Genomic DNA, 17,464 nt, shown 5'->3' on the forward strand with positions numbered 1-17,464 from the left:
CTAATTCTAGAGGGACAGCTACTTCATTATTTTTCAATTTGAACTTTCTTAACTCAGTAAAATCAAACCCCAGCTGAAGTTGTTCTCCTAAATCGGTCTTCTTATCTCCTGACGCTACATGAAGAATTAAACACTGATAACTTTTGCTGCCATATTCTTTTCAGTAACAGGTGGAATAGGAAGTGTCCCCTCCTGGCGCACAAAAGCAACGCCACTTATCACTCTGGATACGTGGCGGTACTTTTCCTTAATAAAGGATAGATTTATTCACACAATATTTCTTTTAATATGCTACTTTTCTATAATATCTTCGTAGTTCTAACGGATGGTTTCTTACTCGCTCAAGATGTACGCTAAGTCTTCCTGTTAACGACCAGTTTAGATTTACAGCAAAATGTTTTCTGAATTCCTCACTAATACCTTCTAATGCATATTCTTTTGTGTCAATGATAAATAGTTCCTTCGTTATTTTTTTTGCAAATCTTTCCACTCGCTCTACTAGTGGACGTGTTTCATCTTCTCCTTGAAAGAGAATCATACTTGTATCTTCTAAAACTAGTTCAAGGGTACCATGGAAAAATTCAGCAGCATGAATTGATTTCGTCTTAATCCACTGCATCTCTTCTAAAATACACATGGCGTAAGAGTAGGTATTTCCCCAGAGGTTTCCTGCACCCACCAACATGTGGTACTTTGTATCCTTGTGTTTAATCGCAAATTGTTCGGCACGTGAATCGAACGCTTTTACTGCTTTTAAAATTCCTTTTGGCAGTAAAGCGAGTTCCTTAATAAACTGTTGATATTGAGGGAACTCACCATGATTATGAATAAATCGGAAAGAAAGAATTTGTAAATGAATAAAAAACGTGTCAAAAGAATACTTTTCGTGTCCTGTTGAGATGCAATGATCAACCGTTTTCGCTAAAGGTGTTCCTAATTCTGCGACCAACCCTATCGTTGTCGCTCCTTTATCTTTACAATACTCAGCAGCAGCCACTGTCTCTGCCGTTGTACCCGATACAGAGGCAAAGATACATACAGAGTCCTTTGTCAGGTGGCGATTGTTCATTACTATTAATTCTGAAGCGATCTCTGCATGTACTTTCAAGGTAGAATTAGATTTAAAGATGTATTCAAACGGATACATCATGGCAATCGTTCCACCAGCTCCTATGAGAAAAATATTTTTAAAACCCTTTGCGGAAATCTCATCAACCACTTTTTCAATTTCCTCTCGCTTGGCCAACGCTTCGTTTCCAACATATTGTAAAAACAGTTCAGAATCTAATTTCAACATAGTATTACCTCCAATGTTTTATTAATATCTTTCCTAACTTTTTATAACTGTCGTAAAACCTTTCGAGTAATACTCACTTCATCATGGCTCTGTAACATTTAATCTACTGAAATTTTCTTTAACTAATATGGAACCTTCCACATATACCTTCTTGTGCTTAATGGGTGATTACGGGCTTCAGCTAGTTCCTCTGCATATTGTCGAAGTACAGCCTGTAATACAAGAGGAGCAATATAACCCATAACACTTTCTTCCACACCAGTTAAATCAAATTCCTTAGCATCAAGGACTACGATTCTATCTCCATATTTTTGTGTGAATTCCAAGGATCGTTCTTCTAATGGGCGAGTCTCATCTAAGCCTAATAGCTGAATAATAGGAACATCTTTATCTAAAATTTCAAACGGACCATGGAAGTATTCCCCGGCATGAAGAGCATGAGAATGAATCCACTGCATTTCCATTAGCAAACAAATAGCAAACCAATAGGCAATCCCATAGTTGGCTCCACTACCCAGTGTATATATCACCTTTTCATCCTTATAGGACTGAGCAAATTCCTTTGCCTTTTCAAAAGACTTCCCTTTTTCCCTTTCAATAATTGGCCGAAGATTTTTTAAGGAAGAAACCAACTCTTTTAACTTCCCATTGTCCTCCTTTGCAGTAATAAGACCAAAAACAAGCTCAAGCATTATGGCTGGCGCCTCGTTTAAATAATCCTTTCCTTGCCCGTCTTGATAGACAATGACATACTCAGAGGCATGCGCGAGAGGTGAATTTATATCAAAGGATAACGAAACTGTAATAGCACCTTTATCCCTTGCAAATCTTGCAGCTTCTACTGTCTCCGGTGTTTTTCCGTAGTGTGAACACAAAATAACTAGCGATTTCTCATTCAGTTTCCGTGGATTGCGGTGTATAAATTCATTGGAACTATAAAGATACGAATCAATTGTCTTACTCTCCCGATCCATTACATATTTACTAGCATACATAAGTGAGGAAGAACCACCACATGCGACGAAAAATACTCGATTGATTTCACGTTTCGTATACATCGTCAGAACCTTTTGCACCTCAGCTAACATAATATAAACCTCCTTCGAATTGTTAATTTTCTTCAAGTTTAGCGCACTGTTCCAAATGGTATATACCATTTTTGACAACCAAGAGAAATCGATAGATAAGTACGATGATCAGCCGTACACCCATCTACATCCTTCCTTTATTATCCTTTTACCCCTCCTGCAGAAATACCACGCACAAATTGCTTTTGGAAGATGATATACAAGATAATCATCGGAAAAGCAGAAATAGCTAATCCAGCTAATTGAATGCCAAAGTTTGTGCCCAACTGGCTCCTTAGATTCATTAGACCAACAGGGATTGTTCTAAGAGCGGAATCCTCAACGAATACGAGAGCAAACATAAACTCATTCCAGACATTCATACCTGTTAAGAGGGCACACGAAGCAATGATTGGTTTTCCCATAGGTAAAATAATATGCCAATAGACCTTCCAGCTATTACATCCATCGATAATAGCTGATTCCTCCAGTTCACCAGGAATGGATAGAAAATAGGAGCGCATTAAGAAAATTGAAAAGGGAAGTTGAAAAGCAACATAAGGTAATATTAATGCTCCGTACGTGTTGTAAAGCCCTAACGCCTGAAGTAATTTGTAAAGAGGAATTAGACTAACTTGTGGCGCTAGCATTAATCCGCTAAGAATGATGATGAGCAAGACACTCTGACCTTTAAAGCGGAAGCGACTAAGTCCATACGCAGCCATCGACCCAAACAGTAAAACAACTAAAACAGATATTGTCGTAACAAGTACACTATTTAGGAAAAATTGTCCAACTCCTGCATCCCAAGCAGCTTTATAGTTTCCCCACAACCACTCCTTGGGTAATGACCAAGTATTCAAAAAGAAATCACGATTTGATTTTAATCCACTAAATCCAAGCCAAATCATTGGAAAAATAATTGCTAGTGAATAAATAATAAACCAAACAAATACAAACAAACTGAATATTCTGTCTTTTAATAACATTGTTATACTTACACCTCCTTCCCTGATTTCCCTAATTTCAATTGAATCAAAGAAAGGGTTAAAGTAATTACAAAAATGATTGTTCCAATGGTAGAGGCATAGCCCATTTCATCATTTCGGAAGGCTGCTCGGTATAGCATAGTTCCTAACACTTCGGTAGAACGACCCGGGCCTCCAGAGGTCATAATATACACTTCATCAAACACCTTAAAAGCACCTATAACTGTTATCACAAAACCGACAACAACCATTTCTCTAATTTGAGGGAGTGTGATGTTAAAGAAGGTTTTTAATCTAGAAGCTCCATCAATCATTGCCGCTTCATAATATTCAGCGGGAATTTTTTGCATGGCAATTAAAAATAACATGGTCATATATCCTGTATATTGCCATTGTGAAACAGCAACAACAGCATAAATAGCTGTTTTACTATCACCAAGCCAAGCATGTGTCCATTCCGCTTGAACCAATACATTAATCGCACTGTTGATAAGCCCAATTTCTGGGTTGTAAAGTAACTGCCATAACAAACCAACTACAGCAATTGAAATTACGGAAGGAATAAACAGGACAGTCCGAAAGAATGGTTGGTACTTCCTAATTATTTTATCTTCTAGAATGGCAGCAATGATTAAGCCTCCGCCCACCTGAAATACTATAGAAATAATGGCAAATAGCGAATTGTTTTTCAATGCCGTAAAAAAGATTGGATCCTTAAATAGTCTGCCATAGTATTCCAACCCAACGAAGACTTTTCCTGCCTCAAAGGAATTCCATCGAAACATACTATTATATACATTTAATAGTATGGGAAGAAATACAAAAGACAGGATGAAAATAAGTGCTGGTAATATATATAGAACTGCAGTACGACTGCTTTGAAATGTCTTTTTCATCCTTCTCCCTCCTTGAAGGGGGCAAGCAGCATGTACTGCCTACCCGATATTAACTAGTCGACTTCACTTTTAACTTGTTTCGCTACTTGTTGCACTTCTTCAATAATTTCTTTAGGAGTCTTTGAACCATCCAATAGCAACTGTATATTAGATAAATAAACTTCTGCTACTTTAGCATGTACATCTGTATCTAACCATTCAGCCATGCCTTCGGATTTTTTCAAATAATCCACACCCTCAGCCACCTGTTTCAATGCAGTATCCGGATTTGTAGCCCCTTCAACTGGACTAGGCCAACCAGTTTGGTTCACCAGCTTGAAGGCATTTTCTTTACTTGTTAAGAACTTTAAGAACTGGATTGCTTCTTTCGGATGCTTGGTTTTGGATGAAACAATAAATCCATCTGGAGCTCCCGTGATGTAATTTTGATTTCCTTTACCCTCTGAAATAGCCGGCATTGGGAAAAAGCCCCAATTCCCCTTCATATTGTCTTCTACTCTTTGGAATTCTTCCAATTCCACATAGAAGATCGCTCCCTTGCCAGCAAAAAATAATTGTGAAGCCATATCATGAGAACTAGAGTTGACATTTTTCATAAAGTAACCCTTTTTATTTAAATCTGCCATTTTTTCCATCGCCTGAACATAGCCCGGATCTGTAAACTCTCCTGAACGCGGGTTATAGTCATTCATTCTTACATCTTGAGGAACCATCTTTTGGTTGAAACCAGTTAAGTAATGGATTGCTGCCCATGGACTTTGGTTTCCAAGAACAATAGGAGTTTCTCCTCCTTGTTTCAACTTGTCAAGAACTTGAATAAATTCATCCCAAGTATTTGGTGCTTGAAGTTTATATTTATCAAAAATTTCCTTGTTGTAAACAAAGAATTTTCCATTAAAACGAAGAGGAATCCCGTAATTCTTTCCATCAGAAGTGAAAGGCTGTAATGCTGCTTGCATAAAGCTTTCCTTCCATGCTGCATCTTCACTTAAATAGGGGGTCAAATCTAGGGCTGCATCTGCTCGAACAAACTTCCTTGCAAATTCTCCCGACCAAGAAAACATAATATCTGGAACTTCGTTACCACCAAGGACCACACGTAGCTTATCTTTAATCGGATCATCAGCGATGGCTTCCATTTTTATTTTAATAGTAGGATTTTTACTTTCAAAATCTTTCACTACTTCTTCAAAATAAGGAGCAAATTCCGGTTGAGGCCATTTATGCAAAAATTTTAAGACAACCTCTCCAGATTCTTCTTTCTTTGAAGAATTTTTTGAGCATCCTCCAATAACTAACGTAAACAGCATAATTACCACAAACAACAGCTTTGCCTTTCTTTTCATCCCATTTCCCCTCTCTATTTAGTAAATCCATTCCCTAGAATAGGGAATTAGATTGGAATACCATAACCAAAGGCACCATCTATAAGGCATGTTTTTGCTGCAAATTCCGCTCCCTTTTCTAAGCTACTTTTAAAGAGGACTTCTTTCGGATTAATCACATTCCCCTCTTTATTCGATAGATAGTCTAGTATGAAGGCTGTGAAAAAAGAATCTCCTGCACCTAACGTATCAACTGCCTTCACAATGTGCGGTTCTTGAATATGGAACCTTTGTCCGTCATAGACGATTGCTCCTCGTGAACCCATCGTACCAATTACCAATTTACTTCCATAAGAGGAAACGCGTTTTAATAAATCTTCTACTTCACCCCGTGGTAGATGCCCGCAAGATAATAGACTTATATCAATATATTTACACGTTCTTTGTAAGATACATTCGGTATATTCACTGGAAAAATCAAAGGATACCAGAACTCCTATTTGTTTTAATTTATGCAACTCCAATTCCATCCCGCTATAAATACTACTATGCGCGATATCAAATGTTTTAATATAGTTCAAATCTTCCGTGCTAAGAATAATTGGATGTTTTTTCAAAACTCCTCCACTATTACCTCCTATGAAAACTCGATCACCATCAACTAAATCAACCGCAGCATAGCCGTTTTCCCCCTTATGCTGTCGGCAATATGAAATATCTACATTCAATGCTGTCAACGTTTCGATTATATGTTTTGCTGCTTTATCATTACCTAAGACACCTAAATATGCAGCGTCCACCCCTAATTGTTTCGCAAAGACACTAAAGTTCAAAGCATTGCCGCCGGGATACATAGTATTTGTGTATAGATATTTATCAACGACATTGTCCCCTACACCAATAACCTTCATGAACCATTCCTCCTGGTAAAGTTAATTTGCACAAATGGTATATACCACTGGTTTAGTATTAAATCAGAATTCAATTTCATTATCTCAAACTCAATTCAGAATAAAACTTAACAATATCACTTCTTGTTAATGAAGTAGAGAATTCAATTTCCCGGTCTTTGCTATCAAAAGCTACTTGTTCTTGAAAAATACAAGGACTATCGGACCGAATTTTTAGTAGCTTACTATCTGTTTCATCAGAAAAGGTAACCTGCATATTTTCCTTCGCCCTTACAAGGACAATGCCGTAATAACCTTCTAATGTTTGATAAAGTGATACATCATCCTTCATTAATTTATCAATACCTGGAAAAAGCTTGTCTTGTAGGAAGGATTCTTCAATTGAGATTGGCATTTCATTCACTAAACGCAAACGTTTGATAGAAATTAACTCTTCCCCAGTTGGCACTTTCAATCGTTTACCTAGCTGGGATTTTGCTGGCACTTTACTAATCGAAAGCACTCTTGTACTTGGAATAAATCCTTTGTTTAACATGTTTTTCGTAAAACTGTTAAAGGTAATAAAATCCATCTCAATTTTATTATTCGTAATATAGGTACCGACACCAACCCGACGCTCCACTACACCTTCTCTTTCTAAAATGGATAAGGTATGCCTAGCAGTCATTCTGCTGATTTTATACAGCTCTGCTAATTCCCTCTCTGATGAAAGCTTATCTCCGTGTTTCAGCTTTCCAGTTTCAATATCATCGAGTATTTCTTGTTTCAATTGTTTATAAAACGGAATTGCCTCTTCATCTCTAATCATTCGAATCACCTTCTATTTAGTGATAGTTCCTTTCAACCAAATGGTATATACCATCTAACTCATTATTTCTATTATGATATCTGTATGAAAAATCATTGTTGATTTTATATCCAAGTTGATAGGTGTAAAAAAAACAACCAATTTTAAAACAATAATTATTCCTCTAAGTTATTAAGCGCTTCCAAATTAGCAATTAAGATATATACCACAATCTATTAGCTATACAAATTGAAGAAAGAATTGTTTAAAATAATGTATGATCTTAAAGGTATTAATTAGAACTTTATTTCTATTTTTTATGTTCAACGTGAATGTTTCTAGCACAGGGACATGATTTTATCACTTTTTAGTTTAATGTATAAGAAAATGATCGTAGATACAACATAGATGAATGGATGTAGAAGTTTTAGTCAAATACTAAAGCCTCATAAATAATTTAATAAACACAATCATTCACCATTCTTTAATAGGAGTTCATACATATGTCAATTACCGAGAAAAAAAGCACATCCATTGCGATCGATTTGCTTTCAATAATTATTGGCACAGTAGTTTCTGCTGTTGCCCTTAATATGTTGATTATTCCCGCAGGATTACTATCTGGTGGTTTAACTGGGATTGCTCAATTTATTCATCATTTTTTCCCGATTAATGTTGGCGTTTTTTATTTTGTATTAAATATCCCATTAATGGTGCTCGCCTATAAATTATTAGGGACCAAGTTTAGTATTTATACGATGATTGCCATCATTTTAATATCTGGTTTTTTATATCTTTTGCCCGTTCAACAATTGTGGACAGATAATACAATCCTCGCTGCTATTTTTGGCGGTACACTTAATGGAATTGGGTGCGGGATTGTTTTAAGAAGAGGCGGCTCGCAAGGTGGGCTTGATATTCTGTCTAGGGTCATTACGAAATACTACAATGTATCGATAGGAAAAGCTAGTTTAGTTGTAAATTTACTAATTGTCATCGTTTCTGGTTTTATTTTTGGTGGTGAAATTGCTCTATTTACGATTATTTCAATGTTTGCGACGATGAAAACATATGAAATCATTTTAAGTCACGTCAATCGTGTATCGGTCTTAATCATTACGAATAGCGGCGAAGAAGTCAGTCACGAAATCAATGTAAACTTACACCGGGGAACAACAATGTGGAAAGCAACTGGTGGATATACCCATGATCAAAAAACGGTCTTATTTTGTGTGACGGTTGTAGGGGAATTGAAAAACTTGAAAAAAATCGTGAGACAAATCGACTCACATGCCTTCGTAAGCGTCATTTCAACTCAAAACGTTATTGGACGATTTCATCAAATATGGTGAAATCGATATAGAAAGCGCTAGGATTTCACAACATCCAAGCGCTTTTCTTTGAGCCATCTAGTTTCCTTTATACCTTTTGATTCTTTGGAAAAATAATTTCAAAACATGTTCCCTCTCCGACTTTGCTTTGCACTTTTACTTTGCCGTGATGTTTGTCTATAATCCAATATGCAATAGCAAGCCCAAGACCAGCTCCCGCTTCTTCAGTCCGGGATTTATGCACTTGAAAAAATCGATCAAATATTTTGGGTATATTTTCTTCCTCCATACCGATGCCATTATCTTGTACTTTTATCAAAACGGAATGAGAGGTCTGGGAACAAGAAATTAAAATTTTCCCTCCCTCTTTCGTATACTTCATAGCATTATCTATTAAAATGACCATTAATTGATGAATTCTCTCCTTGTCTCCGATAAAAAAGAAAGAAGATGGGGCATCTAATACAAGTTCTTTTTTTTGATATAAAGCTATTTCTGAGTAATGTTCGATTAATTCCTTCAATAAATGACTTAATAAAAATTCTTTCTTTTCCATCTCAACCTGATCTGAATCAGAACGCGCCAATGTAAGCAAATTGGCAACCAGCTTTGACAATCGTCGCCCCTCTTTTGATATGACGGATATATCAATTGCCTTATCTTGTATAGTAGAGTCGGGGGAACGCCACAATAGATCTGTCTTAGCCTGGATTACTGCTAAAGGAGTTCTTAATTCATGAGAAGCGTCTGACACAAACTGCTGCTGCTTTTGCCATGCTTTTTTAATTGGAACGAGCGCTCTTCCAGCCAAAAAGAATCCCGCACCAACCGCACACACACTTCCAATACTGGAACCGATAACTAAAATTAATAGCAACGTCTTAAGCATGTCTTTTTCAGAAGTAATGTTTCTTGCAAATTGAACTGTTATTACTCCAAAATTTGGATGATGCACTTTTATTGCGATGGTTCTAAAGTGGAATCCCTCTGCTTCTATGTCTCGAAGCATTTCTAACTCTTTTGGACGAAATTTTGTTTCATTGTCGGCAAAAACTGTTCCACCCTCATTTAAGGTAATCAGTTCATTTTTTTCGTTCCATATCAGTAAAGCAATACGAGGGTCTCTTGGCCCTCTCGGTAAGCCATTAGGCTGTATCGGCGGCCTGTGTTGTCCTGACTCAGCTATATGTTCTGCCGCCTCAAGCAAATCATTGTTTACATCCCGATACAAGCGCGACCCGGCATAAGAATAAATAACGGTTGCAAGAATTCCAATTAAAATGATAAAGACTAATGAATTTAAAATAGTGAGTCTAATATGAGTTCGTTGAAACATGCTTTTCTCTCCTACTGTTCCTTCAGTATATATCCGATGCCGCGTACCGTTTGAATGTCTTTATGATACCCAAAAGGTTCCATCTTTTTGCGCAGATGATGAACAAATACTTCTACTATGCTGATTGTTGTGTCAGAATCGAATCCCCATACTCGATCGTAAAGCTGTTCTTTCGTTAAAATGGCACCTTTGTTTTGAATCATATATTCCAGCATTTCATACTGTTTTAACGTTAGTTTTATAGGATGGTCATCTACTAAAATGGCTTTTTCTTTTCCAAAAAGTACAATCCCTCGAAACTGAATCGTTTGATTTGTCGTTAGACTGCCACTCCTTCTCAATAATGCTCGAATACGTGCTTCCAGTTCTGGTGCTTGAAATGGCTTAGTCAGATAATCATCTCCTCCAAAGTCCAATCCTCTGACCCGATCTCCTAATGAATCTTTGGCAGTCAAAAACAAAACGGGGGTCTCAATATTTCCCCCGCGTATCTTTTGTATAACCTCAAATCCATCCATTTCCGGAAGCATAACATCAAGAACAATCAAATCATATATATTTTGCATGGCCATAAATAGCCCTTCTTCTCCATTTTCTGCGCAATCTACTTCAAATTCTTCAGACAAAATTTGGTTAATAGACTGCAGCAAAGCTACATTATCTTCTACTACTAATATACGCATCATGTCCCCCCCCTTTCTTACATAATAACAAAACAAAGCGTTCGCAGAAACGAATCGCTTTGTTTTTTCTATTCATATCGAAGCGCTTGAATTGGGTCGAGCTTAGACGCTTTGTTTGCTGGAAATACACCGAATACAACGCCAACTAATAAAGAGAAACCAAATGATAACAGCATAACAGATGTGGAATATGCTATTGTTGTACCCGTGGCTAAAGTATATATTTGAGCACTGATTATCCCAATTCCTACTCCAATGATTCCACCGAATGAACTTAACACAATTGCTTCAATAAGGAATTGAAGAAGAATGTTTCCACGCTTCGCTCCAATTGCTTTTCTAATACCAATTTCCTTGGTCCGTTCTGAAACGGATACAAGCATAATGTTCATTATACCAATCCCACCAACAATGAGAGAAATTGCTGCACTTCCGCCTAACAATAATGTCATGGTTTTATTGACTGATGATGCAGTTTCCATTAAATCCTTTGGACTTGATACACTATAACTATCGGCATCACCTACAATTGAATACATCGTTCTTTCAATACGACTTGATATGAAATTAATCATATTCTCATTTTCTACCTTCACATATGTTGTACCAATATTAGTAGTAGAAGCTAAACGTTGCCCTGTGCTAAGTGGTACAATAATCATACTATCTCCGCTTGTCCCTAATGAACTTCCAACTGATTTAAGAACTCCAACAACTTTATAGGATGTTCCGTTCACCTTTATATATTCTCCCACCGGATCACCCAGTCCGAATAATGTTTGTGCTGTGTCTGAGCCAAGCACTGCAATTTTTGAATGATTTTCATGATCCAAGTCTGCAACAAAGCGTCCTGATTGTAGCTGTAAATCCCGGACATTTAAATAAGAGGAAGTTGTTCCAATCATTGATACTTGCGTGCTATTTTTTTCTTTTTTCACCATAACTCTTCCTGACACTGTTGGTGCAATTTCTTCAATACCATCGATAACCTGAATCTGTTCCGCGTCCGCTTCTTTATATGTTACATCTGAACCCGTAACCGTTACAGTTAATACTTTTGTACCTAGGCTACCAATTTGATCTTGTATTTCTTTTGTTGATCCTTGACCTATTGCAACCATGACTATAACAGAGGATACACCGATAATAATCCCTAGCATCGTTAGGAATGATCTTATTTTATTTGCTTTGATGCTTTTTAGTGCCATTTTGAGTGTCTGCAAACCATTCACCTCCATTCTCATAGAGTTTTCCATCATGAATACGAACAACACGATTTGCATTTTTGGCTACGTCTAAATCATGCGTAATTAGAATGATGGTATGCCCCTGCTCATTTAATGAATGCATAATCTCCAAAATTTCCTTACTTGTTTTACTATCTAGTGCACCTGTTGGTTCATCTGCTAGTAAAATAGGAGGATGCCCAGCAAGCGCTCGCGCAATTGCAACACGTTGCTGCTGGCCACCTGATAATTGCGTTGGTAAATGAGTCGCTCTATCTACTAATCCTACTTTTTTTAACGCTTCTAAAGCAATTTCTCTTCTTTCCGCTGCTTTCATGCCGCGATAAATGAGAGGAAGCTCTACATTTTCAACCGCCGTTAACTTAGGTATAAGATTGAAGTTCTGAAAAATAAAACCTATTTTTTCGTTCCGAATGGTTGCAAGTTGTGAACTCTTCATTTTCCCTACTTCTTCATTACCTAACAAATATTCACCTGAATCTGGTCGATCTAAGCATCCAATCATGTTCATAAATGTTGATTTTCCGGAACCCGATGGACCTATAATTGAAATAAAATCACCCTTTTGAATATCGAGGGAAACACTTTGAAGAGCCAACATTTTTTCGCCGCCAAGTTCATACACTTTTTGCATGTTTTTTATTTGAATAATTGGCTCATGAATAGTCATTAGTTTCCTCCTCGTCCGCCTGATGGAGCACCGCCGCCAAATGGGGCCCCTCCTCCATTACTTCCTCCAAAATCACCACTCGGGAAACCACCGCCACTTGGGAAGCTGCCGCCACCACCTGGGAAACCACCGCTTGGTATCATCATTCCTCCTTGAAAAGAATTACCTCTAGATTGTACTATCGGTATTTGAATAGACTCTCCTATTGTTAACCCGCTTGTAATTTCTACAAACGTATCATTTGAAATACCAGTTTCTACTGTTACTTTTTTTGTAGATTGAGTGGAATCGTTAGAAGTTGCAGGAACTAGTACATATTTTTCATCTCCGCTTTTATACACAGCTTCTACTGGAACATATAGTGCGTCTTCTTTACTTTCTATTGTGATACTTGCTTCTGTTGACATACCAATTTTCAAGCTTTTTGGTTCTGTGATTTGTACAGTAACGTCAAATGTTGATACTCCATTTGCTGGTGTTCCTGCTTCTGCTACTTTCGTTACTTTCCCTTCGAATGTTTCATCTTCAAATGCACTTGCTGTTATTTTTACCGACTGCCCTACTTGTACTTTTGTAATATCTAATTCATCAACACTTATGGTTGTTTGTAATGAGTTATAATTTATTATGTGTGCAACTGTCTCCGAACTTTGCACAGAATCACCGCTTGCAACAGAAAAGCTTGAGATTGTCCCAGCAACTGGAGCATTTAAGATACTTCCATCTGTAAAGGTTACAAGTGTTGCCCCTGCATTTACAACATCTCCTTCCTTTACACTAACAGTATCCGCTGTCAAGCTACTTCCACCACTTAAACTATTGGAAACATTATTGTCTCCCCTTGTTATAGGTGAAATGACCCCATCTTTATCTTCGATACGAAGAAGGATAGTACCTCGTGAAGCCCCGTTGCCGCTTTCCACATTAACTTCCATTATTTTTCCACTAAATGGAGCCGTAACAGCAACACCATTGCTAAACGTTACAAGTGTTTTACCTTTATATACTGTATTGCCAGTTGCTACATTTACGCTATCTACAACAAGGATTGTATTTTCTGCTGTTACATCTTGATCTGTAGTTGCTGTAACCGAACCTGAACCACTTACTGCTACCTCTAACTTTCCTTTTTGCACTGTTGTTGTTTGTGCTACAGCCGCAAAACTTTGAGTTTGATCTTTTTTACCTAACAAGAACCAGCCACTTGCTCCTAGTATTACGACTACAATTGCTGAAATAATAATCCACTTTTTCAATTTTCTATCTCCTTTTCATCATTAATTTTGATCCGATTGACCTTGACCAGGCTGGAATTGCCCCGGCTGGAATTGTCCATTCCCCGGGAACATCTGACCGTCCCCTCTTGATCTCATTTCTGAAAAGTTCGGGCTGGTGCTTTGCTTATAAGCTACATATCCTACCCCAATGGCTGCACACGTACTTATCACCAAATTTACAATGAGTAAAATTTTTATTAGATTTTGTTTGGACTGTTCCATTTTTATTCCTCCTTGTTTTAAGTTGATAAGCCCATTATGGATTTCGTTCCTTAACTTTTCCTTAAAATTTCAACCATTTGTAAAATTTCTCACGAATGTTCTTTTTGTCAACAAAAAAGGAAACTGAAAAAGTCCTTATAGTATAGATAAGCAAAGGCTTCCTCAATAGAAATGAGGAAGCCTTTGCTTTTTTTATTTAATTTTGTTCCCTGTGTTAGAAACAAACACGAAAACACAACATTCAGATTTTAGAATTAACATAAATGTTTTTGACACACCTATTTTACTCCTCTCCTACTAATAGGCCTTATTATCTCCCATGTCAGCGTTCATCAATTTAAAACCACCACCACATATCGATAACAATTTCCCTTTACTTAATCAAGAATCCGTATATATATAACCATAATTTTAGTGCCTTGCATCTAAAAGTAATATTATCTCCTTTATTTGTTCTATGTGTCGCTGTTCATGCAAATATATCTGTTCAATCCATTGATCCAGAGGTAATTCACCTAAAGCAGGATGCTTCATTGATTTTTCTGCCAATATAGATTTATCTTCTATTGTACTAAGAAAAGTCATCAATTTTTTTCTCGAATCGTTTAACAAATCAATTATTTGCTGGACTTCAAATGGTTCTATATTTGGTTCAACTATTGCTGGAGCTTTAAACTTCTTTGTTCTATCTAATAGTATTAGTTGAATTGGTTTATGTTCTTTTTTAGTACTATCTTTTAATCCCCAAGCAATTGCCTTTATAGATGCTTCTTCCACTAAAACTAAGTGATGGCAAACTTGTGCTATACTCCACATATTCCCATTAGGCTTACTATTAAACTGTACATCACTTAGTAAAGTAATCTCCTTTACTAGGTTATTTCTCGTTTCATACAGATTGTCGTTAACTAATTTATTCATGCGATTTCCCCCTCCATCAAAAAGTGCATATTTAGATTCCTAATATGTATATATATTCTCTATGTTGAAAGTATTCTCCTTTAGATTTAATCGATTGGACAATTGAATCATGCAGACAATTTCATAAGTTCCCTGAACGGTCAGCTCAAGAATATGAAACAGCTTCATTTGTAAAAGGGAAATTAGACGAAATTGATATCCCGATCGAACCAAAATTTTCTACCCCTAATGATGAGGAAAATTTACCTTTCGATTAGATAAAATTTGTTGTGGTAATATGAGAAATAGTAAATTTCAAACTGACTAAGAAAGCGGTGCAACTCCAACGGAAAATAAGGAACTGTTACTAGCAATGACTGAGCTGAAATCAAGTATAGACAAACGTTTTGATGATTTAGAAAAACAGTTTGATAAACGTTTAGACACTGTTAGTGAAGAACTATTTAAAATCAAACAGTGTCTCAGTGCAATTGGAAAAGAAAAACAATTTTTCGATAATAAAGAAAAATTAAGCAAGATTGAAAAAGATATAAAGAATATAAATCTTGATGTAGAGTATTTAGTAAAGAAATCCGGAGTACTTGATATGAAATTATCCAGGATTAAAAGAAATTAATATAAACGGGCTGAACAGATATGATTAATATAGTCTTAACTGGTAAGTAATAAAAAACTACTAGTGCTGAAAGAAAAGCTGGTTTAGTATTTCTGTCACAGGGATACAATTTTAAACAGCCAATCTCCGGTTCAACACCGTCAATTGGCTGCATAGTTTTAGAAGCTTAAGTTTTGATACTAAGTGTCAACAATATTACCTAAAAGTATCTAACCTTTTGATTAATCTTTTTACCTCTTTAGGATCTTACCATTATAATTTCACTACTTCTTGTTTTCAGAAAAAATTCTAGGTGTTCTTTTAGAAATCCAACATAACGGTCGACCTCTGCTATTGTTGTGTATGGTGAGATTGCAAAAAATTTATGGGCATATACGGATATCCGCTTGTTTGAGTTTGCTGCTACCACAAGACTCTGCTTTTTTGTATTTCCAAAGAAGACGGTATCTCGTTCTGTACCAATTACCTCTGCAAATTCGTCATTAAATTGATTAATCTCCATTATTTCTTCTACGGTTAAAAGTCCCTTCAATTCATCATTCCATTTTGTCTTTTCAGGATAAAAGCGGAATGTTGTAATCGGTGAAACCTCATTCGTGATCACCACATTCGAAACTTCTTTTATTAACGTCTCTCTAAATGCAATATTGACACGAATATAGTTGGCTAAAAGCTCTTGATAGCCTTCGATTCCAAATGCTAGTAAGGACGCATAAATTGTCAAAGCACTTCCCATTCGCGAGCATTCGAGCGTGTAACCTGTATGATAGCTACCATAACCGCGATTCCCAACATACGGCGTTTCCTCTGCATCTAAATCAACATACTTAAGATACTCTCTGTTTTTGATTAAAAATAAACTCGTGATATATGGCGTTTGTCCAAGTTTATGGAAATCAAAGACCATACTATCTGCAAGCTTGATATGTTTAAACTTCTGTTGATAGGATTTCAACACCTCATTAACGTTGTCTTCAAATCGCAGAGGATTGCTTTCAAAATCGTAATTATTAAAGAATATATACATGCCCCCCATTGCAGAGTCTGCATGGATATAGATTGGATATATGTAATGTGTGCGTTCCAATTCTTCCGCTATCCGCTTAATTCCCTCAATGTCATCAACCCCAAATGTATCAGTAGTTCCCATTGTGGCAAGAACATAAAGAGGAACGCCGCCTTTTGCAATAACATGCTCCATTTTTTCTTTTAAATCTTCTAGATTCATAGAATGATCAGCATTAGTTTTCACGCGAATCATGTTTTCTACGCCAATCCCAGTTGCTTCTACAGATTTATACAGACTGTAGTGTGATAGCTCTGAACAGAAGCAATAGAGATTTTGCGGGACTCCTTTTCGATTAGAGGATGGCGCGTAACGAGCAATGGCAAGACGTAAAGAGTTAAAGACAGCCCCTTGTCCTCCCCAAGTTGTATATCCTGCACTGATGCTTTCATCGTATCCGATAAGTTTGGATAACATACTAGTTATTTCGATTTCTGCTGTAGCCGCTGCTGGGCCTTCCACATCCCATAGATTGTTCCCATTGACTAGCACCATTACTAAATTCCCAATGATACTGGCGATATTCGGAAGGGGCGCTGCATTGGCTACATAATTTCGATTGACGTACCGGTGTCCTTCTACCAATTTTAGAAGCTCCTGAATTACTTCCTCCATTGACACACCCGTTTTCGGAACATCTGCCTTTTGAATGACACGATTATAGTAATCCTCTGTGTACTCGGGCATTTCTCCTAGTGTTAGTTTGTTAGGATCCTTTAATTCATCTATTTTTGTTAAAATCGTCCTAAAGTAGGTCAATATTTCTTCTCTTTGAAAGTCATTCCCGTCCATACTAGGAAACAATTTTTGTACTTCCTGCATT

Annotated in this window: 17 protein-coding genes; 2 read left to right on the forward strand and 15 right to left on the reverse strand. The window is 36.8% G+C overall.

Going from position 1 to position 17,464, the window contains the following annotated elements:
• Positions 1–283 precede the first annotated feature (283 nt).
• From ACEPXG_RS12985 to ACEPXG_RS13015, 7 genes are all read right to left on the reverse strand, one after another.
• Positions 284–1,297: an SIS domain-containing protein gene (locus ACEPXG_RS12985; protein WP_391203064.1), complete on the reverse strand. Its 1,014-nt coding sequence runs from the start codon at positions 1,295–1,297 to the stop codon at positions 284–286.
• Between the two features lie 122 nt (positions 1,298–1,419).
• Entirely contained in the window at positions 1,420–2,385 is a 966-nt protein-coding gene (locus tag ACEPXG_RS12990) for an SIS domain-containing protein (protein ID WP_391203066.1), read from the reverse strand.
• 140 nt (positions 2,386–2,525) lie between these two features.
• Positions 2,526–3,353, reverse strand: coding sequence for a carbohydrate ABC transporter permease (locus ACEPXG_RS12995; protein WP_391203069.1), 828 nt, complete (start codon positions 3,351–3,353; stop codon positions 2,526–2,528).
• A gap of 8 nt (positions 3,354–3,361) precedes the next feature.
• Positions 3,362–4,249: a carbohydrate ABC transporter permease gene (locus tag ACEPXG_RS13000; protein ID WP_391203072.1), complete on the reverse strand. Its 888-nt coding sequence runs from the start codon at positions 4,247–4,249 to the stop codon at positions 3,362–3,364.
• Between the two features lie 53 nt (positions 4,250–4,302).
• Complete coding sequence (locus ACEPXG_RS13005) at positions 4,303–5,595, reverse strand: ABC transporter substrate-binding protein (RefSeq protein WP_391203075.1); 1,293 nt, start codon at positions 5,593–5,595, stop codon at positions 4,303–4,305.
• A 47-nt stretch (positions 5,596–5,642) separates the two neighbouring features.
• Complete coding sequence (locus ACEPXG_RS13010; protein ID WP_391203078.1) at positions 5,643–6,485, reverse strand: PfkB family carbohydrate kinase; 843 nt, start codon at positions 6,483–6,485, stop codon at positions 5,643–5,645.
• 79 nt (positions 6,486–6,564) lie between these two features.
• Entirely contained in the window at positions 6,565–7,293 is a 729-nt protein-coding gene (locus ACEPXG_RS13015; RefSeq protein ID WP_391203081.1) for a GntR family transcriptional regulator, read from the reverse strand.
• A 482-nt stretch (positions 7,294–7,775) separates the two neighbouring features.
• On the opposite strand from ACEPXG_RS13015, the gene ACEPXG_RS13020 reads away from it, so the two are divergent.
• Complete coding sequence (locus ACEPXG_RS13020) at positions 7,776–8,624, forward strand: YitT family protein (RefSeq protein WP_391203084.1); 849 nt, start codon at positions 7,776–7,778, stop codon at positions 8,622–8,624.
• A gap of 67 nt (positions 8,625–8,691) precedes the next feature.
• Here ACEPXG_RS13020 and ACEPXG_RS13025 read toward each other — a convergent pair whose 3' ends face one another.
• From ACEPXG_RS13025 to ACEPXG_RS13055, 7 genes are all read right to left on the reverse strand, one after another.
• The gene (locus ACEPXG_RS13025; protein ID WP_391203086.1) at positions 8,692–9,939 is read right to left on the reverse strand and encodes a sensor histidine kinase; all 1,248 of its coding nucleotides are present in this window, start codon (positions 9,937–9,939) and stop codon (positions 8,692–8,694) included.
• Positions 9,940–9,950: 11 nt separating this feature from the next.
• A complete protein-coding gene (locus ACEPXG_RS13030; RefSeq protein WP_391209900.1) occupies positions 9,951–10,622 on the reverse strand; it encodes a response regulator transcription factor in 672 nt (223 codons plus the stop codon).
• A 68-nt stretch (positions 10,623–10,690) separates the two neighbouring features.
• Positions 10,691–11,854: an ABC transporter permease gene (locus ACEPXG_RS13035; RefSeq protein ID WP_391203089.1), complete on the reverse strand. Its 1,164-nt coding sequence runs from the start codon at positions 11,852–11,854 to the stop codon at positions 10,691–10,693.
• Entirely contained in the window at positions 11,802–12,539 is a 738-nt protein-coding gene (locus tag ACEPXG_RS13040) for an ABC transporter ATP-binding protein (RefSeq protein ID WP_391203092.1), read from the reverse strand. Before ACEPXG_RS13040 ends, ACEPXG_RS13035 begins: the two co-directional genes overlap by 53 nt.
• On the reverse strand, positions 12,539–13,795 hold the full coding sequence (locus ACEPXG_RS13045; RefSeq protein ID WP_391203095.1) for an efflux RND transporter periplasmic adaptor subunit: 1,257 nt from the start codon (positions 13,793–13,795) through the stop codon (positions 12,539–12,541). Before ACEPXG_RS13045 ends, ACEPXG_RS13040 begins: the two co-directional genes overlap by 1 nt.
• 21 nt (positions 13,796–13,816) lie before the next feature.
• Entirely contained in the window at positions 13,817–14,038 is a 222-nt protein-coding gene (locus ACEPXG_RS13050; RefSeq protein ID WP_391203098.1) for a hypothetical protein, read from the reverse strand.
• Between the two features lie 411 nt (positions 14,039–14,449).
• Complete coding sequence (locus tag ACEPXG_RS13055; protein ID WP_391203101.1) at positions 14,450–14,959, reverse strand: DinB family protein; 510 nt, start codon at positions 14,957–14,959, stop codon at positions 14,450–14,452.
• Between the two features lie 352 nt (positions 14,960–15,311).
• Here ACEPXG_RS13055 and ACEPXG_RS13060 point away from each other — a divergent pair, with 352 nt between their 5' ends.
• Positions 15,312–15,575 (forward strand): hypothetical protein, encoded by a 264-nt coding sequence (locus ACEPXG_RS13060; protein WP_391203104.1) that lies wholly within the window; start codon positions 15,312–15,314, stop codon positions 15,573–15,575.
• Positions 15,576–15,813: 238 nt separating this feature from the next.
• Here ACEPXG_RS13060 and ACEPXG_RS13065 read toward each other — a convergent pair whose 3' ends face one another.
• Complete coding sequence (locus ACEPXG_RS13065) at positions 15,814–17,463, reverse strand: pyridoxal phosphate-dependent decarboxylase family protein (protein WP_391203107.1); 1,650 nt, start codon at positions 17,461–17,463, stop codon at positions 15,814–15,816.
• Position 17,464: the final 1 nt, after the last annotated feature.

The sequence above is a fragment of the Psychrobacillus sp. L4 genome (assembly GCF_042944905.1).
GTDB lineage: Bacteria > Bacillota > Bacilli > Bacillales_A > Planococcaceae > Psychrobacillus.